Genomic DNA, 15,840 nt, shown 5'->3' with positions numbered 1-15,840 from the left:
CCCGGTCTCAGTGCCTCGGATGCCCCGAACCGCCGGAGTTCGCGGAGCCGGTCTCGGCGAGCAGGTCGCGGATCTGGGTCAGGAGCTCGGTCTCGGTCAGGCCCGCGTCTTCGACCTCCTCGGCGGCGGCGGCCTTCGCGCGCCGATCGCGGTACACGTTCATGGGCAGCACGAACACGAAGTACACCACCACCGCGACCGCGAGGAAGGAGATCACCGCGCCGATGACGGCGCCGAAGCGGAACTCCGACCCGTTGATGCTCCACACCATGGCCTTGTCGAGCGAATCCGCACGGAAGACGAGGCTGATGAGCGGATCGATGAGGTTGCCGACGATCGAGTTCACGACCGCGGTGAACGCGGCGCCGATGACGACCGCGACCGCGAGGTCGATCACGTTGCCCCGTGTGATGAAATCCCTGAATCCGCGCAGCACGTTCCGTCTCCCCACCCGGGTCGCTGGGCCGACCCGACTCAGGCCACGCTAGCGGCGGAACCGCCGGAAGACGAACTGGACGACGAGCCGCTCGACGTCGTCGACGACGAGTTCGACGACGCGCCGCCGGTCGAGGAACCGCCCTTCGACGGGCCGCCGGAGCCGCCGGCGCGCGAGTCGGTGCGGTAGAAGCCCGAGCCGTTGAAGGTCACGCCGATCGTGTTGAAGAGCTTGCGGAGCGGCTCGCCGCACGCCTCGCAGGTCGTGAGCGTGTCGTCGCTGAACGACTGGTGGATGTCGAAGGCGTTGTCGCACACGGTGCAACGGTAGGAATAGGTGGGCATGGAGCTCTTTCGGTTCGGGGGTGCATCGCTGCTAGAACGCGTGGATGCGCGTCGGGGTGACGACGCCGTTCACCGGCTGGTCGTGCACCTCGCGTGGAACCTCTTCGACGAACTCGCTGTCGAACACCACGGCGTACACCGGAGGACATTTTCCCATCGAACCGAGGGTCTTGTCGAAATAGCCCCGGCCCCAGCCCAATCGCATGCCCGTGGAGTCGATCGCTGCGGCGGGAACGAGGATCAGGTCGACGTCGTTGATGGCCATCGGGCCGAGCAGTTCGCCGACCGCCTCGGGCGTGCCGTGCAGGCCGAGGATCTCGTCGTCGCTCTCGCCGATCGTCCAGTCGAGCAGCCCGTCCTCCCGGGTCACCGGGAGCAGTACGCGGATGCCGCGGGCCTCGGCCCACTCCACGAACGGCCGGGTGTCGGGCTCGCTCGGCATCGAGAGGTAGCACGAGACGGATTCGGCTTCGGTCGACCCGACGAGCTCCTCGAGCCGGGCGGTGAAGCCCTCGGTCGCGAGCCGGCGCTCGTGGTCGGGCATGTTCTGCCGGCGTTCGCGGAGTTCGGCGCGCAGAATGCGCTTCTGAACGGACGGATCGTCGGACATGGCCCCCATCCTAAGACGATCGGGGCAGGGGCAGGACTGCACGGAGTCGCGCGTCCGGTTACGCTGAGGCGCATGACTGTACGCATCACGAAGGCTGTGATCCCGGCCGCCGGCCTCGGCACCCGATTCCTCCCCGCGACCAAGGCGATGCCGAAAGAGATGCTCCCGGTGGTGGACAAGCCCGCGATCCAGTACGTGGTCGAGGAGGCCGTGGAGGCGGGCCTCACCGACGTGCTCATGATCACCGGGCGCAACAAGAACGCGCTCGAGAACCACTTCGACCGCGTCGCGGAGCTCGAGGCGACGCTCGTCGCGAAGGGCGACACCGCGAAGCTCGAGAAGGTGAACCAGTCGACCGACCTCGCCGACATGCACTACGTGCGGCAGGGCGATCCGCTCGGCCTCGGCCACGCGGTGCTGCGAGCGAAGATGCACGTCGGCCGCGAGCCCTTCGCGGTGCTGCTCGGCGACGACATCATCGACGCGCGCGACGTGCTGCTGGCGCGCATGCTCGAGGAGCAGGTGCAGCGCGACGCCTCGATCGTCGCGCTCCTCGAGGTCGACCCCGACAGCATCCACCTCTACGGCGCGGCGGCCGTCGAGCTGACCGACGAAGACGACGTCGTGCGCGTCACCGGCCTCGTCGAGAAGCCGACCAAGGACGACGCCCCCTCGAACTACGCTGTGATCGGCCGCTACGTGCTGAAGCCCGAGGTGTTCGACGTGCTCGAGCACACCGAGCCCGGCAAGGGCGGCGAGATCCAGCTGACCGACGCGCTCATGGAGATGGCCGCCGACGTCGAGGGCACGGGCGGCGTCTACGGCGTGATCTTCCGCGGTCGTCGCTACGACACGGGCGACAAGCTGGACTACATCAAGGCGGTCATCCAGCTGGCCGCCGATCGCGACGACCTCGGGCCCGAGCTCAAGCCCTGGCTCGTCGAGTACGTCGCCGGCCTCGGGCGCGACTGACCATGCCCGCCGCCGGGATCCCGACCCTGCGCGACGGTGACATCATCGTGCGCCCCATCCGCGCGCGAGACGCCAAGGCCCTCGAGCGGGTCCTGCTCGAGAACCGGGCCTGGCTCAGGCGGTGGGAGGCGACGTACCCCGGCGGCGGAACGGTCATCGACGCGAGGGCGAGCATCCGCAACCTGCTCGCGCACGCACGCAACGGCTCGGCGCTGCCCTTCCTCATCGAGGTCGACGGCGCGATCGTCGGCCAGATGAACGTGTCCTCCATCACGCACGGCTCGCTGTCGTCGGCCTCGATCGGCTACTGGGTCGCCCAGGGCGCGGCCGGCCGCGGCATCACGCCGACCGCCGTGGCGCTGGCGACCGACTACTGCTTCCGCACGCTGCGCCTGCACCGCATCGAGATCTGCATCCGGCCCGAGAACGGTCCCTCCCTGCGCGTCGTCGAGAAGCTCGGCTTCCGCTACGAGGGGCTGCGCCGGCGCTTCATCCACATCGACGGCGCCTGGTGCGACCACTTCGCGTTCGCGCTCGTGGCCGAGGAGGTGCCCGGCGGAGTGCTCCGTCGCTGGCAGGACGGGCGGGCGCCGGCCGACGCCGCGCGCATCCACCCCGAGGATCGCGCCGCGGCGGCGCAGCCGTTGCGAGTGTCCGATCGCTGACACGCCCGGGCTGCGTCGCACCATCCGTCCGCCGTGTCCTAGCGTTGTGCCATGGGCGTGATCGGCGGGGGGCTGCTCGTGGCGGTGGCCGCGGCATTGTGGCTCGCGTACCTCATGCCCATCTGGATCCGTCGTCGCCAGTACGTCGCCACCGAGCGCAATGCCGTGCGACTGCAGCAGACGCTCCGCATCCTCGCCGAGACGGCTGAGACGCCCGAGCCCGTCATCATCGAGGCGACGGCGCGCCAGGTCGCCGCGCATCAGCGCGTGCTGCACGAGCAGGAGCGCGCTGCGCGGCTGAACGAGCAGGCGAGCGAGCGGCTCGCGATCGCCGAGCGCCGTGCCGCGCAGGCGGCTGCGGACGCGGCGGCCGAGGTCGTCGCGAGCATCGCCGTGCCGACCGAGCCCATCTCCGTCGTCGACGCCGCCGCCGCGGAGCGGCGCACCGGCTCCGTGGCATCCGCCGCGATCTCGCCCCGGATGCTGCGCCGCCGGCGGGCCCTGTGCTCGCTGCTGCTGCTGGCGGGGCTCGTCACCGCCGTCGTGGGTTCCGTGATGCTCGCGTTCGCGGCGGTCGCGACCGCCGTCACCGTCGTGATCGTCGGCGTCGCGATCTGCGTCGCCGCGTTCGTCGCGCTCTCGGTGCTCGCCCGTGCCCGCGTCACCCGTCCGGTCGTGCGCGCCGCGGCCCCGCGCGTCTCGGAACCGTTCGAGCCGGTCGAGCTCGTCGAATCGGATGCCGCACCCGAGGGCTGGACGCCGCAGCCGCTGCCGCGCCCGCTGACGCTCTCGCGCGGCACGATCGCGGCAACGGCGATGGCCTCGATCGAGGCGGCCGCCGAGCTGCAGCGCCTCGCCCTCGAGGCCGAGCGCGCCAAGCGCATCGAGGAGCTCGCGACCCCGATGCCGACCATCGCGCCGGCCGCGTCGAAGCCCGAACCCGTCGACGCCGAACCGGTCGTCGAGGAGGTCAGCCCCTACGCGGGCATGGGCGTCGTGGGCTCGCCGCAGCGTCGGTTCGACGATCTCGACGCCGTGCTGCGTCGACGTCGCCAGGCGAGCTGATGGGGGCCGCCCGATGGTCCGAACCACCCTTTCGGGGATGATAGGCTCGTACTCGCTCGGGCCCATGGCGCAGTTGGTAGCGCGTCTCGTTCGCAATGAGAAGGTCGGGGGTTCGAATCCCCCTGGGTCCACCAGCAGCACACGAAAGGCCGGCGAAAGCCGGCCTTTCGTGCATCCGGCCCCAGGTGCTCCGGCCCGTGACGTCGCGGGCATAGTCTGTCAGGGATGACGCAGCAGCCGGCCACCAGGTCCATCCCCGTCTCCGAACAGCACCGGTGGCGCGCCTACTGGATCTGCGTGGGCGTCGCGGCACTCACGATCCTCGACCTGTCGAAGGTCAACGTGGGCCTGCCGTCCATCGAGTCCGCGTTCGACGCCACCGCGACGCAGCTGCAGCTCATCGTCGCGGGATACGTGCTCACGTTCGGCCTCGCGCTCGTGCCCGCCGGTCGCATCGGCGACCAGCGCTCGCGCAAGACGCTCTTCGTCGTGGGCCTCAGCCTCTTCCTCGTCACCAGCCTCGTCGCGGCCCTCGCGCCGAACATCACGGTGCTGCTGGTCGCCCGCCTCCTGCAGGGCGTCGCGGCCGGCATCCAGATGCCGCAGGTCCTGGGCATCATCCAGGAGCTGTTCCGCGGACCGGAGCGGGGCAAGGCGTTCGGGCTCTTCGGCGCGGTCATCGGACTCGCGACGGCCTTCGGGCCGACCCTCGGCGGGCTCATGATCGCGATCGGCGGTCCGACCGACGGATGGCGGGGCATCTTCCTCATCAACGTGCCGCTCGTGCTCATCGCGCTCGTGCTGGCCATCTGGTTCCTGCCGGTCACCCGGCGCCCGTCCGGCGAGCCGCTCTCGCTCGACCCGATCGGGCTCGCCCTCTTCGCCGTGACGGTGATCGCGCTCATGTGGCCGTTCCTGTTCACCACGGGATCGCCCAGCGACAACCCCGCGCGGTGGTGGGCGCTCGTGCTGTTCGTGCTCGCCATGACGGCCTTCCTCGCGTGGGAGCGGCGGTACGCGGCATCCGATCGGCAACCGCTCGTGCCGCTGACCCTGTTCCGTGTCTCGTCGTTCCGCAACGGCATCTCGCTGGCGAGCGTGTACTTCGCCGCGATGCCCTCGATGTTCCTGCTGACCACGCTCTACCTGCAGGACGGACTCGGCCTCGAGGCCGTGTTCGCCGGCATGGTCAGCATCGGCTTCGCCCTCGTCAGCGCGGTGAGCTCGTGGATCGGCGGCAACCTCGTGAACCGGCTCGGGCGCCCCCTCGTCGTCGGCGGCCTCGTGCTGCTGCTCGTCGGCATCGGCCTGCTCGTGCTGGTCGCGATCTCGACGCCCGCCGCCGTGACCCCGTGGGCCATGGCCGGCGCGATGGCGATCGCGGGCGCCGGCGGCGGCCTCGTCGTCTCGCCGAACCAGACCCTGACCCTCATGGACATCCCGGTGCGCCAGGGCGGCCTCGCGGGTTCGGTCGGGCAGCTCGGGCAGCGCATCGGCACGGCCATCGGCACGGCGGTCACGCTCTCGCTGTTCTACTCGACGATCTACCGGGAGTCCGGGGGAGACCCCGACCTGACCGTCTACCACCACGCCTACGCGTACGGCATGCTCGCCGTCGCCGTGCTGATCGCCGTCGCGTTCGGCATCGGCGTTGCCGACCTCGGCTCCCGTCGCCGACGCCGCGAGAACGGCGACCACGCGACGGACGAGGCCGACGACGACGCCGGCACCGGACACGCCTGAGTCGCCTCGCTTCTGGGGCCGAGCCGGCTGCGTCAGCCGAGCGCGAGCAGTCGCGCCCGCTCTGGCTTGTCGTAGTGCTCGACCGCCGCGCGCACCGCGACCCTGGGCATCCGGGCGGCCCGCCGCTCGAGGAAGGCCGTCAGTCGCGCACGGTCGAGGTCGCCCGCGGCGCGGAGCACCCAGCCGAGGGCCTTGGCCACGTACGGCTGCTCGTCGTCGGCGAGGGTCTCGGCGATCGCGTACGCGTTATCGAGTTCACCGCGGCGGAGGAACGCGAACGTGGCGACGAGCGCCGTGCGGCGCTCCGGCCAGGCGTCGGATGCCGCGAGCCGGGCGAGCGGCGCCCGATCGCGTTCGACCAGCCATGCTCCGACCACGTCGCGCGCGGCGAGGTCGACGAGGTCCCACTGGTCGATGCGGTCGTGCCGGCGCAGGTAGAGCTCGGAGAGCTCGCCGCGACGTTCGTCGGTGGTGTGTCGATGCGCGGCGGACTTGCCCATGATGCTGCAGGCGAGGGCGCGGACCTCGTGCGTCGGCTCCTCGAGGAGCACCTCGAGGTCGGCCGTCGGCAGGTCGAGCGCCGACTTGGCGAGGTCGAACACGGCGCCCATGCGCACCCCGATGAAGGGCGCTGACTCGTCGGGAGGGAAGAACCGCGTGTACTTCTCGCGCTCGGCGGGCGTGGCCATGCGCTCGAGCTCGGCGATGAGCGTCGCGGCATCCGTCGCCATGATCGACCCCTCCGTGCGACCGGCTCTCGGCCGTACGGGATCAGCGTACGGCGGGAGTCTCCTCGACGGCACCCGTCTCGCCCGCGGCATCCGCCGGCGCATCGGCCGGATCGGAGAACGCGAGCCGGGGCACGAGCGCGAGCAGGCCCGCCGCGACCGCCGCCGTGACGCCGCAGATCAGCCAGACCGTCATGTAGCCCGTGAGCGAGCCCGCCGTGCCGTGCACGGCCTCGCCGGCCGACCCGAGGAGCGCGATGCCGAACACGCACGAGGCGATCGCACCGCCGACGTTCTTCACGGAGTTCGTGAGGCCTGTGGCGACGCCCGTCTGCGTCGGAGGGGCCGCAGCCGCAGCGGCAGCGGGGAGCGCGGCGACGAGGGCGCCGGAGCCGATGCCGACGATGATCATGTTCGTGAGCGCCTGGCCGTAGCCGTCGTGGAACGGCAGGAAGAGCAGGTAGCCGACGGCGACCATCGTGCTCGCCCCGATGAGCGTCACGCGCGGCGTGAGCCGGCGGGCGATGACGGGGAACAGCATCGCCCCGACCACCATCGACAGCACGTAGGAGCCGATGAGGAGCGAGGTCTGGAAGCTGGTGGCCCCGAGGCCGTACCCGACCGTGTCGGGGTCGGTGCGCGCGAAGGTCGACAGCGGTGCCTGCGCTCCGAGCACGCTGACGCCGAACAGGCCCGCCGTGAGGAAGACCGGCCACAGCATCGGCGAGCGGAACATGCGCACGTCGATGAGCGGGTCGGGGTGGCGCAGCTCGTAGCGGGCGAACGGCCAGACGAGGAGCGCCCCGAGTGCGACGAGGCCCCAGCTCAGGAGATCGGCGGGACCGTTCGGGCGCATGAAGCTGAGCCCGCCGGTGAGCGCGAGCAGCGACAGGGAGATGAGCACGAGGCCCCCGGTGTCGAGCGTTCCGCCGGTGAGGTCTGGCGACTCCTTCACCCCGAACAGCACGACGAAGAAGCAGATCGTGACGGCGACCGCGGGCACCAGCAGGAGCACGGTCATGGGCAGCACGTCGGCCAGTGCCCCGGCCGACAGCGCGCCGGCGATGGCGCCGAGCTCGAGCGCGGCCACGAGCAGGCCGGCGGCCGTGCGGGTCATCGCCGCCGGATGCTGCGAGCCCCGGCTGCGCGACCAGATGAGCGCGATCTCGAGGGGCAGCCAGACCACGTAGAACCCCTGCAGCGCCCACGCTGCGAGGAAGACCCAGAACTGGTCGGTGAACGCGAGCGAGATCGAGGCGATCGCGGTGATCGCCGTGGACCAGACGAGCATGCGCTTGTGGCCGACCATGTCGCCGAGCTTCGCGAACGCCGGCACGACGAGCGCCGACAGCATCAGCTGGGTGCCCTCGAGCCAGTTCACGTCGGCGTCGTGGATGCCGAGGTTGCGCGCGATGTCGGTGAGCAGCGGGGTGTAGTAGCCCTGGAGGATGCCGCTCGTGAACTCGACGAACGCGAGGAATCCGACGATCGCGGCGACCGGACCGAGCCTCGTGGCAGTCGACATCGGGGCTCCTTCGGGGTGGGGGTGGATTCACCCTAAGCCCTCGTGCGCGCGCTTCCGCGCCGGGTCCGGCGTCCGTTGGTCACGCTTCGATCACACCTTCGGGGCGCATGAGCGCGGACGCCCCGGATGCCGCGGCAGCCCTCGCCGCGGCATCCGCGCCGGGTCATGCCGTGAGGTGCTCGATGAGCGCGCGGTGGAACCGCTCGCCGCGCTCGAGGCTGTCGATCGTGACCGACTCGTCGACCCCGTGGATCGCGGCGCGCTGCGCGGCCGTCATCGCGAGCGGCGCGAAGCGGAACACCGACGGCGCGAAGCGGTGGAACCAGCGCGAGTCGGTCGCGGCCATGACGAGGTACGGCGCGGTGATCGCCTCGGGGTACGACGCGGCGACCGCGGCCTCGATCGCACGGAACGCGGGGCCATCGGTCGCCGACTCCGGCGACGGGTCGTTTCCGTCGAGCACGGTCACGCTGACGTGCCGGTCCCGGATGACGCGGCGCACCCGGGCGGCGGTGCCGGCCACCGTCTCGCCGGGCGCGATGCGCAGGTTCAGCACGGCGGCGGCCGTGGAGGGCAGCACGTTGTGCGCGGTGCCGCCCTCGAGCATCGTGGCCGCGACGGTCGTGTGCACGATCGCGGCAGGCTCGCCGCCGAGCCTCGCGAACACGCGAGCGGTCAGCCACGGCATGGCCGTGAGGGCCCGCAGCAGCAGCTTCGCGCCGCCCTTCGTGTGCGGCGTGAAGCTTCGGAGCATCGCCCGGGCCGAGACCGGAACGCGCTTCGGGAACGGATTCGGGTGCAGCCGGTGCACCGCGCGCGCGATGCGGTCGGTCGGGGTGTCGCGCGGCGGCGCCGACGCGTGCCCGCCCCGGCTCTCGGCCGCGAGGCGGATCGAGACGATGCCCTTCTCGCCGACGCCGACCATCGCCGACGGCAGCGCCACGAACGGGAACGGGGCGTCGACGACCGCCCCGCCCTCGTCGAGCACGAGCCAGGGCATGATGCCGCGCTCGTGGAAGAGGTCGGCGATCGCCTTGCCGGCGCTGCCGTGGTCCTCCTCGTTGCCGCCGAACGAGAGGTACACGTCGCGTGCGGGCGTGACGCCGTCGGCGAGCAGGTTCTCGACGGCCTCGAGCAGCACGAGCATCGGGCCCTTGTCGTCGAGCGTGCCGCGGCCCCAGACCGAACCGTCGTGGATGCGCCCCTCGAACGGCGGGAAGGTCCACCCGTCGGCCTCGACGGCCGGGACCACGTCGTAGTGGGCCATGAGCACGACCGGGTCGGCGTCGCTCAGGCCGCGCCAGTGGAAGAGGAGCCCGAGCGGATGCGGCTGCTCGAACGCGAGGTGCTCGTGCACGAGCGGGTAGAGCTCGGCGAGGAGGTCTCGGAACGCGTCGAAGTCGGCCATGCCGCGCTCGTCGAGCTCGGCCGAGACGGTGGGGAGCCGCACCATGCTGGCGAGGCGCTCGGGCGCGCCGGTGCGGACGGTGGGGGAGTCGGGCATGCGAACCAGCGTACGACGCGTTCGTCCGCGGTCATGCCGCCGGATGCCCCGTCGCCCGTGCCTCGTCACCCGCGCCTCGCCCCCGGGTGGAGCAGGAGCGCCGGGCCCGCGCGGCCGGCCGGGTCAGGCGGCCACGTGCACGCCGGGCGCGACGAGCGCGCGCAACTCGTCGGCGCTGAGCTCGCGGCCGAACGCCGGATGCCCGGGCTCGAGGGCGCGCCCGTTCGCGAGCGGGCCTCCGTCGACCGGGTCGAAGCCGAGGTCGTCGATGATGCGGGCGAGCACGGCGCGCGCATCGGGGTCGTCGCCCACGACGGCCATGGCGCGCCGCAGCGGCGAGCCGGCGTCCATGCTGTCGTCCTCCATCTCGTGGTAGCCGACGTGGTTCAGCGACTTCACGAGCCTCGCCTCGGGATTGCGGGCGGCCATGATCTCGCTCGTCGATCGCTCGTCGGCGTCGACCTCGACGATGTGGCCGTCGACCGGGGGCCAGTAGTTCATGGCGTCGACCACGATGCGGCCGCCGAACTCCGACCACGGCACGCTCGCGGCCTTGCCGAACGGCACGGCGACGATGATGACATCGGCCTGGGCGACGAGTTCGTCGGGCGTGCCGACGCGAGCGCCCGGCGCGACGACCGAGACGAGCAGCGCGAGCGCCGTCTGACGGGGAGAGCCGGCCATCACGACGTCGTAGCCGGAGCCCACGAGCAGGCGGGCGAGGGCGGTGCCCACCTTGCCCGCCCCGAAGATGCCGATCGTCGGCCGGTCTGCCACGTGCATGTCTCCATTCTCTCGCGCACACCCGTCGTCGTGCTCGAAGGTCCATGCGTGCGCATCTCCGACAACCGGTCGAGCGGATGCCGCATTCCCGCGTCGCCTCGTCGCGGCATCCGCGCATCGCCCTCGCCGGGGCGTCCGCCCGGGGAATAGGGTCGGGTGAGGGCGGGTTCACTTATGCAAACGCATACGGATGAAGGCGGAACGGCATGACTGAGTACGAGTTCGGCATCGACACGTTCGGTGACGTCACCCTCGACGCGGAGGGCGTGCGCCTGCCGCACGCCCAGGTGCTGCGCAACGTCGTCGAGGAGGGCGTGCTCGCCGACCGGCTCGGCCTCGACTTCTTCGGCGTCGGCGAGCACCACCGGCACGAGTTCGCGGTGTCGGCGCCCGAGGTCGTGCTCGCCGCGATCGCGGCCCGCACCGAGCGCATCCACCTGGGCTCGGCCGTCACCGTGCTGAGCAGCGACGACCCCGTGCGCGTCTTCCAGCGCTTCGCGACGCTCGACGGCCTCTCGAACGGGCGTGCCGAGGTCATCCTCGGGCGAGGCTCGTTCATCGAGTCGTTCCCGCTGTTCGGATACGACCTGAACCAGTACCAGGAGCTCTTCGAGGAGAAGCTCAACCTCTTCGCCGCACTGCTGCCGCAGCAGCCCGTGACCTGGTCCGGCGAACTGCGTCCGGCCCTCGAGAACCAGCTCGTGTTCCCGCCCGTCGAGCACGGCAGCCTGAAGACCTGGATCGGCGTCGGCGGAAGCCCCGAATCCGTCATCCGCGCCGCGCACTACGGGCTCCCGCTCGTGCTCGCCATCATCGGCGGCAGCGCCGCGCGGTTCGCCCCGCTCGCGGACCTCTACCGCCGCGCGCTCGACCAGTTCGGCCACGAGCCGCAGCCCATCGCCATCCATTCGCCGGGCTTCATCGCCGACACCGCCTCGCAGGCCCTCGACACGCTCTGGCCGCACTACGAGGCGATGATCAACACGATCGGGCGCGAGCGCGGCTGGGGCCCGACGACCCGCGCCCACTTCGAGGACGAGGCCCGTCGCGGCGCGCTCTACGCGGGCGAGCCCGAGGCCGTGGCGCAGCGCATCGCCGAGGCGATGCGCGTCACGGGTGCGACGCGATTCGACCTGAAGGTCTCCAACGGCGGGCTGGCGCACGAGGCGATCATGGGCAGCATCGAACGGTACGCGACGCAGGTCGTGCCGCGCGTGCGCGAGCTGCTCGCGGCCGATGCCGACGTCGATGCCGATCTCGCGGCGTTCCGCGCGGCCGGCGCCCAGGACCGGGCGGATGCCGCGGCCGAGGCGGGCTCGGCGGCCGAGTAGCCGCGCCATCCGCCCGAGGACCCGCGCTACCCGACCGAGGAGGCCGCGCTACCCGACCGAGGAGGCCGCGCGCGCCGCACGGCGGCGTACGATCGCGCGGAACCACGCGGCATCCGGAACCCGCGCGAGGAACGTGCCGGAGATGATCGTGATGAGCACGTACGCGGTGGCGAGCGAGGCGAGCTCGGGCGCCGCGCCCGACGCGACGGCGATGCCGGCGATCACGATCGAGAACTCGCCGCGCGGCGCCAGCGTGAACCCGGCGCGCCACTGGCCGAGCGTGCCGACGCCCGCGCGCCGGGCGGCGTAGGCGCCGGTCACGACCTTCGTGGCGATCGTCACGATCGCGAGCAGGAACGCCGGCAGCAGCATCGACCAGAGCGCCGACGAGTCGGACGTGATGCCGAAGAACACGAAGAACGTGGCCGCGAACAGGTCGCGGAGCGGCGTCAGCACGCGGCTCGCCGCCGCGGCGACGCGCCCGGAGAGGGCGATGCCGACGAGGAACGCGCCGACCGCCGAGGACACGCTGACCTGGGCCGCGAGCCCGGCGACGAGCATCGTGAGTCCGAGCACGCCGAGCAGCAACGGCTCGGCGTGGTCTGCCGGGAACAGGCGCGACACGATGTGCCCGTGCCGGAGCGCGACGTAGAGGATGACGCTGACGACGCCCACGGCGATCGCCACGCCGATGGCGCCCTGCAGGATGCTCGCACCCACGGCCAGTGCCGAGAGGATCGGCAGGTAGAACGCCATCGCCAGGTCTTCGATGACGAGCACGCCCAGCACCGCCGGCGTCTCGCGGTTCGACAGGCGCCCGAGATCGCGCAGCAGCGTGGCCACCACGCCGGAGGACGACACCCACGTGACGCCCGCGAGCGCGACCGCCGCGAGCGGCCCCCAGCCGAACATGAGCGCCACGAGGGCGCCGGGCACGGCGTTCAGCAGGCCGTCGACGATGCCGGCGGCACGTGTGGACTTGAGGCTCCCGAAGAGCTCGGGCGCGGTGTACTCGAGCCCCAGCAGCGCGAGCAGCAGGATGATGCCGATCTCGGAGCCGGCCTCGAGGAACTCGGCGCTCGCGTCGAGCGGGACGAGCCCGCCCTCGCCGAACGCGAGCCCGATCACCAGGTAGAACGGGATCGGCGACATGCCGATGCGCAGGGCGAGGCGTCCGGCCAGGCTCATGACAAGCAGGAGCGCGCCGACTTCGATCAGGAGCAGCGTGGTGTCGTGCATCGGCGGCGCCCGGCGATCAGTCGGGGCCGGTGGCGAGCAGCTTGGCTACTCCGTCGAGTCCTTCTCGTGTTCCGACGACGACGATGACGTCGCCCGCCCGCAGGTTCTCGGACGGCGTCGGGGAAGGGATGATCGCGCCGTCGCGCACGATCGCCACGATCGAGGCGTGCGTGCGGGTGCGGGCCTTGGTGTCGCCCAGGGTGCGGTTCAGGTAGGGCGAATCGGTCGGCAGGGCGATCTGCTCGGTGTACAGGCCCGCGGTCTCATCGCTGAGGCTCATGAGGCGGCTCAGCATGACGGACGCGCCGAGCACATCGGCCAGGGCCGCGGCCTCGTCGTCGTTCAGCTGGACGGAGTCACGGCACGCGTCGGGATCGTCGCGGTCGAAGACGCCGAGATCGCGCTCGCCGTCGCGGTGCGAGACGACGCTGATGCGTCGTCCGCCTTCGGTAACGAGGTCGTGACGCACGCCGATGCCCGGCAGGTCGACCTTTTCGATGCGAATACCCACAGCGATCATCGTAACCCCGTTGGGAGGGCTCCCGTCCGTCGGGGACCGGCCCGCCGGAAGACTGCTGCGTCAGCCCGTGACGCCGGTGCGCATCTCGAGCACGGGGGTGCCGTCGTCGTCGACGAGTCGCAAAGAGACGCGCACGTCGCCGAGCTCGCCGAGCGAATCGGCGTGGGTTCCACCGCAGGGGATCTCCGCGGTGCCCACCGGCAGTTCGGCGACCCACCTGCGGCGATCGGTGAGGCCATCGCCGTCGCGGTCGATTCGGATCGGTGCGTTCGCCGTGATCCACCCCTGCACACTCGCGGCGATCGTGCGCGCGAGGTCGTCGAGGTCGGTCTCGAGCAGGCCCGGGACGTCGAACCCCGCTCGACGCAGTGACTTGTTCAGTCGGTAGCGGTCGACCGATGCTCCCGGCTCGATGCGGCTCGAGGCGATCGCGATGCCGTCGAAGTCGGGGTTCCCGAGGGCATCGGCGCGCGCCTCCTTCGACCAGCGCGACGCCAGCGCGAGGTTCAGGGCGAGGGAGGCCGCATGGCATGCGGTGTGGCCGAGCGAGAGCTCGCGTCGCGCCGTGGGATCGGCAACGATCGCGACCAGGTCGCCCTCGGCGATCGCCGCGTCGTCGTCGACGAGATGCGCGACGAGGAACGCCCACCCCTCGGTGCCCTTGCGCACGGGGATGTCGGCGCCGAGGTGCAGCGAGGCGCCGTCGCTCGCGGCGACGACGGCGTCGCGGACGCGGAGATCGACGCCGTGCGCCTCGATGACGCCCGTGTCGGCCGGCTGGTCGGGCCATGCGGCGTCGACCGGGTGGAAGCTCGTGACGTCGGTGACCACCGCGAGCAGGCCGTCGCCGGCCGTCGCGACGTGCAGCACGCGAGCCGGTTGCACGAGTTCGCCGGCGGGGTAGGTGACCCGTGTGTCGACGTCGGGCAGCGCCATCGGAGGGCGCTCAGGCCTTGTCGCTGCGGCCGAGGATGCCCACCGGGATCGCGACGGCCAGCGTCACGCAGAGGATTCCGGCGAAGAACACGATCGCCTCGAACCCGGCGATGTGGGTGGCGTTGCCCATCAGCCACATGCCGAAGACGAAGATTGCCATCGAAATGATGAACGCGATGCCGCTCATGCCTCAACTCCCAAGATCTGGCGAAACTCCGTCGCCGCCGACTCGGCCAGTCTAGCGAGCGGATGCCGCCGCCGGGGGGACGTCAGTCGGGCACCGGCCCGAGCCAGGCGTTCGCGACCGTCGCGTGCGCCGATTCGTCGTCGGACGGATGGAAGATGCCCGCGAGCACGTCGCGGTACAGCCGCCCGATCTCGGAGCCCGCGAAGTAACTGGAGCCGCCCGAGACCCGCACGGCCTGGTCGACGACCTGCTTCGCGGTCTCGGTCGAGCGCACCTTCACGCCCACGAGCTTCGCGAACCACATCCGGCCGTGGTCGACGAGGCCGTCGAGGTCTCGCGCGAGGGCGAGCAGTTGCGGTTCGAGGGCGTCCTGCGCGAGCGCGGCATCCGCGATGCGCCATCGGATGTCGGGATCGTGGGCGTAGGGCGCCCCGTCGTGCTTCATCGAGGTGCGGCGGTGCGCCGCGGCGACCGCGAGGTCGAGCGCGCGTGCGCCGATGCCGGCGTAGACCGAGGCGAGCAGCAGTTCGAAGCTCGCGAAGATGCCGAAGACGAGCGGGTCGGCGTTGGGGCCCGGCTCGAGCCGGCGCACGATGCGGTCGGGCGCGGCGTATGCGCCGTCGAGCACGGTCGTGCGGCTCTGGCTGGCGCGCATGCCGAGCGTGTCCCAGTCGTCGAGGACCTTCACGTCGGGGTCCTCGCGGTCGATGAAGCCGTAGACGAGCTTCGGGGCGTCGGCCGACGCCTCGTCGAGTCCCATGGTCCCGAGTCGGGTCCAGGCCGGCGAGAGCGACGTGAAGATCTTGCGCCCCGTGTACCGGTAGCCGCCGTCGGGCTGCGGATCGGCCACGGTGCGCGAGCCGAAGAGCATGAGGTCGTTGCCCGCCTCGCTGATGCCGAATCCGAACACCTCGCCCGCGCCCGCCTCGCGCTGGAGGAACTCGAGCGAGTCGTCGCCCCGGTCGGCGAGGATCTTCGCGACCGCCGTCCAGACCAGGTGCATGTTGATCGCGAGGGCGGTGGCCGGCGCGGCGCCGGCGAGGCGCATCTGGGCGCGGACCGCGTCGTCGAGTCCCCACCCGAGGCCGCCGAACCGCTCGGGCACCAGGACCCTGAGGTAGCCCGCGTCGCGGAGTTCGGCGAGGTCCTCGTCGAAGAAGGCGTTCTCGCGGTCGTATCGTGCGGCCCGCTCTCGGAAGCGTTCGAGCAGGTCGTCGTCGAGCAGGGTCTCGGGCGTCGAGGTCACGTCGCC

At 71.6% G+C, this 15,840-nt stretch carries 17 protein-coding genes and 1 tRNA gene; 6 read left to right on the top strand and 12 right to left on the bottom strand.

Features of this window, described 5'->3' with window-relative positions; genetic code table 11:
- Positions 1–7: 7 nt before the first annotated feature.
- Genes mscL through ACR3IO_RS04180 form a run of 3 tightly spaced genes read right to left on the bottom strand, consistent with a single transcriptional unit; the run spans position 8 to position 1,390 of the window.
- A complete protein-coding gene (mscL, locus tag ACR3IO_RS04190) occupies positions 8–436 on the bottom strand; it encodes a large conductance mechanosensitive channel protein MscL (protein ID WP_434069921.1) in 429 nt (142 codons plus the stop codon).
- Positions 437–474: 38 nt separating this feature from the next.
- Positions 475–780 (bottom strand): FmdB family zinc ribbon protein, encoded by a 306-nt coding sequence (locus tag ACR3IO_RS04185; RefSeq protein WP_434069920.1) that lies wholly within the window; start codon positions 778–780, stop codon positions 475–477.
- A gap of 31 nt (positions 781–811) precedes the next feature.
- Positions 812–1,390 (bottom strand): 5-formyltetrahydrofolate cyclo-ligase, encoded by a 579-nt coding sequence (locus ACR3IO_RS04180; RefSeq protein ID WP_434069919.1) that lies wholly within the window; start codon positions 1,388–1,390, stop codon positions 812–814.
- 72 nt (positions 1,391–1,462) lie between these two features.
- Here ACR3IO_RS04180 and galU point away from each other — a divergent pair, with 72 nt between their 5' ends.
- From galU to ACR3IO_RS04155, 5 genes are all read left to right on the top strand, one after another.
- Entirely contained in the window at positions 1,463–2,362 is a 900-nt protein-coding gene (gene galU, locus ACR3IO_RS04175; RefSeq protein ID WP_434069918.1) for a UTP--glucose-1-phosphate uridylyltransferase GalU, read from the top strand.
- A gap of 2 nt (positions 2,363–2,364) precedes the next feature.
- A complete protein-coding gene (locus ACR3IO_RS04170; protein ID WP_434069917.1) occupies positions 2,365–3,027 on the top strand; it encodes a GNAT family N-acetyltransferase in 663 nt (220 codons plus the stop codon).
- Between the two features lie 51 nt (positions 3,028–3,078).
- Positions 3,079–4,092, top strand: coding sequence for a hypothetical protein (locus tag ACR3IO_RS04165; RefSeq protein WP_434069916.1), 1,014 nt, complete (start codon positions 3,079–3,081; stop codon positions 4,090–4,092).
- 58 nt (positions 4,093–4,150) lie between these two features.
- Positions 4,151–4,226, top strand: a tRNA-Ala gene (locus ACR3IO_RS04160).
- Positions 4,227–4,317: 91 nt separating this feature from the next.
- Positions 4,318–5,835, top strand: a complete 1,518-nt coding sequence (locus ACR3IO_RS04155) for an MFS transporter (protein WP_434069915.1) — start codon at positions 4,318–4,320, stop codon at positions 5,833–5,835.
- Positions 5,836–5,867: 32 nt separating this feature from the next.
- Here ACR3IO_RS04155 and ACR3IO_RS04150 read toward each other — a convergent pair whose 3' ends face one another.
- The 4 genes from ACR3IO_RS04150 to ACR3IO_RS04135 all read right to left on the bottom strand — a co-directional run bounded on the left by ACR3IO_RS04150 (position 5,868) and on the right by ACR3IO_RS04135 (position 10,375).
- The gene (locus tag ACR3IO_RS04150; protein ID WP_434069914.1) at positions 5,868–6,566 is read right to left on the bottom strand and encodes a DNA alkylation repair protein; all 699 of its coding nucleotides are present in this window, start codon (positions 6,564–6,566) and stop codon (positions 5,868–5,870) included.
- Between the two features lie 40 nt (positions 6,567–6,606).
- Positions 6,607–8,088 (bottom strand): MFS transporter, encoded by a 1,482-nt coding sequence (locus ACR3IO_RS04145; protein WP_434069913.1) that lies wholly within the window; start codon positions 8,086–8,088, stop codon positions 6,607–6,609.
- A 163-nt stretch (positions 8,089–8,251) separates the two neighbouring features.
- Entirely contained in the window at positions 8,252–9,592 is a 1,341-nt protein-coding gene (locus ACR3IO_RS04140; RefSeq protein WP_434069912.1) for a M20/M25/M40 family metallo-hydrolase, read from the bottom strand.
- A gap of 123 nt (positions 9,593–9,715) precedes the next feature.
- Positions 9,716–10,375: an NADPH-dependent F420 reductase gene (locus ACR3IO_RS04135; RefSeq protein ID WP_434069911.1), complete on the bottom strand. Its 660-nt coding sequence runs from the start codon at positions 10,373–10,375 to the stop codon at positions 9,716–9,718.
- Positions 10,376–10,581: 206 nt separating this feature from the next.
- On the opposite strand from ACR3IO_RS04135, the gene ACR3IO_RS04130 reads away from it, so the two are divergent.
- Entirely contained in the window at positions 10,582–11,706 is a 1,125-nt protein-coding gene (locus ACR3IO_RS04130; RefSeq protein ID WP_434069910.1) for an LLM class flavin-dependent oxidoreductase, read from the top strand.
- 48 nt (positions 11,707–11,754) lie between these two features.
- Here ACR3IO_RS04130 and ACR3IO_RS04125 read toward each other — a convergent pair whose 3' ends face one another.
- The 5 genes from ACR3IO_RS04125 to ACR3IO_RS04105 form a co-directional block, all read right to left on the bottom strand.
- Positions 11,755–12,945, bottom strand: a complete 1,191-nt coding sequence (locus tag ACR3IO_RS04125; RefSeq protein WP_434069909.1) for a cation:proton antiporter — start codon at positions 12,943–12,945, stop codon at positions 11,755–11,757.
- Positions 12,946–12,961: 16 nt separating this feature from the next.
- Positions 12,962–13,456: a cation:proton antiporter regulatory subunit gene (locus ACR3IO_RS04120; RefSeq protein ID WP_434069908.1), complete on the bottom strand. Its 495-nt coding sequence runs from the start codon at positions 13,454–13,456 to the stop codon at positions 12,962–12,964.
- A gap of 69 nt (positions 13,457–13,525) precedes the next feature.
- Positions 13,526–14,401 (bottom strand): metal-dependent hydrolase, encoded by an 876-nt coding sequence (locus tag ACR3IO_RS04115; RefSeq protein ID WP_434069907.1) that lies wholly within the window; start codon positions 14,399–14,401, stop codon positions 13,526–13,528.
- A gap of 10 nt (positions 14,402–14,411) precedes the next feature.
- Positions 14,412–14,588, bottom strand: a complete 177-nt coding sequence (locus tag ACR3IO_RS04110) for a hypothetical protein (RefSeq protein ID WP_434069906.1) — start codon at positions 14,586–14,588, stop codon at positions 14,412–14,414.
- A gap of 82 nt (positions 14,589–14,670) precedes the next feature.
- Entirely contained in the window at positions 14,671–15,834 is a 1,164-nt protein-coding gene (locus tag ACR3IO_RS04105) for an acyl-CoA dehydrogenase family protein (RefSeq protein ID WP_434069905.1), read from the bottom strand.
- Positions 15,835–15,840 lie beyond the last annotated feature (6 nt).

Source organism: Agromyces sp. Marseille-Q5079, from assembly GCF_051016555.1.
In the GTDB taxonomy this organism is placed as follows: domain Bacteria; phylum Actinomycetota; class Actinomycetes; order Actinomycetales; family Microbacteriaceae; genus Agromyces.
Note: the sequence above shows the minus strand (reverse complement) of the source record. Positions and strands in the feature narration are given on the sequence as shown.

Excerpts from the sequence above, each read along its gene's own strand:
- ACR3IO_RS04185 (WP_434069920.1), bottom strand. The coding sequence starts at position 780 with ATGCCCACCTATTCCTACCGTTGCACCGTGTGCGACAACGCCTTCGAC.
- ACR3IO_RS04180 (WP_434069919.1), bottom strand. The coding sequence starts at position 1,390 with ATGTCCGACGATCCGTCCGTTCAGAAGCGCATTCTGCGCGCCGAACTC.
- galU (WP_434069918.1), top strand. The coding sequence starts at position 1,463 with ATGACTGTACGCATCACGAAGGCTGTGATCCCGGCCGCCGGCCTCGGC.
- ACR3IO_RS04170 (WP_434069917.1), top strand. The coding sequence starts at position 2,365 with ATGCCCGCCGCCGGGATCCCGACCCTGCGCGACGGTGACATCATCGTG.
- ACR3IO_RS04165 (WP_434069916.1), top strand. The coding sequence starts at position 3,079 with ATGGGCGTGATCGGCGGGGGGCTGCTCGTGGCGGTGGCCGCGGCATTG.
- ACR3IO_RS04155 (WP_434069915.1), top strand. The coding sequence starts at position 4,318 with ATGACGCAGCAGCCGGCCACCAGGTCCATCCCCGTCTCCGAACAGCAC.
- ACR3IO_RS04150 (WP_434069914.1), bottom strand. The coding sequence starts at position 6,566 with ATGGCGACGGATGCCGCGACGCTCATCGCCGAGCTCGAGCGCATGGCC.
- ACR3IO_RS04145 (WP_434069913.1), bottom strand. The coding sequence starts at position 8,088 with ATGTCGACTGCCACGAGGCTCGGTCCGGTCGCCGCGATCGTCGGATTC.
- ACR3IO_RS04140 (WP_434069912.1), bottom strand. The coding sequence starts at position 9,592 with ATGCCCGACTCCCCCACCGTCCGCACCGGCGCGCCCGAGCGCCTCGCC.
- ACR3IO_RS04135 (WP_434069911.1), bottom strand. The coding sequence starts at position 10,375 with ATGCACGTGGCAGACCGGCCGACGATCGGCATCTTCGGGGCGGGCAAG.
- ACR3IO_RS04130 (WP_434069910.1), top strand. The coding sequence starts at position 10,582 with ATGACTGAGTACGAGTTCGGCATCGACACGTTCGGTGACGTCACCCTC.
- ACR3IO_RS04125 (WP_434069909.1), bottom strand. The coding sequence starts at position 12,945 with ATGCACGACACCACGCTGCTCCTGATCGAAGTCGGCGCGCTCCTGCTT.
- ACR3IO_RS04115 (WP_434069907.1), bottom strand. The coding sequence starts at position 14,401 with ATGGCGCTGCCCGACGTCGACACACGGGTCACCTACCCCGCCGGCGAA.
- ACR3IO_RS04110 (WP_434069906.1), bottom strand. The coding sequence starts at position 14,588 with ATGAGCGGCATCGCGTTCATCATTTCGATGGCAATCTTCGTCTTCGGC.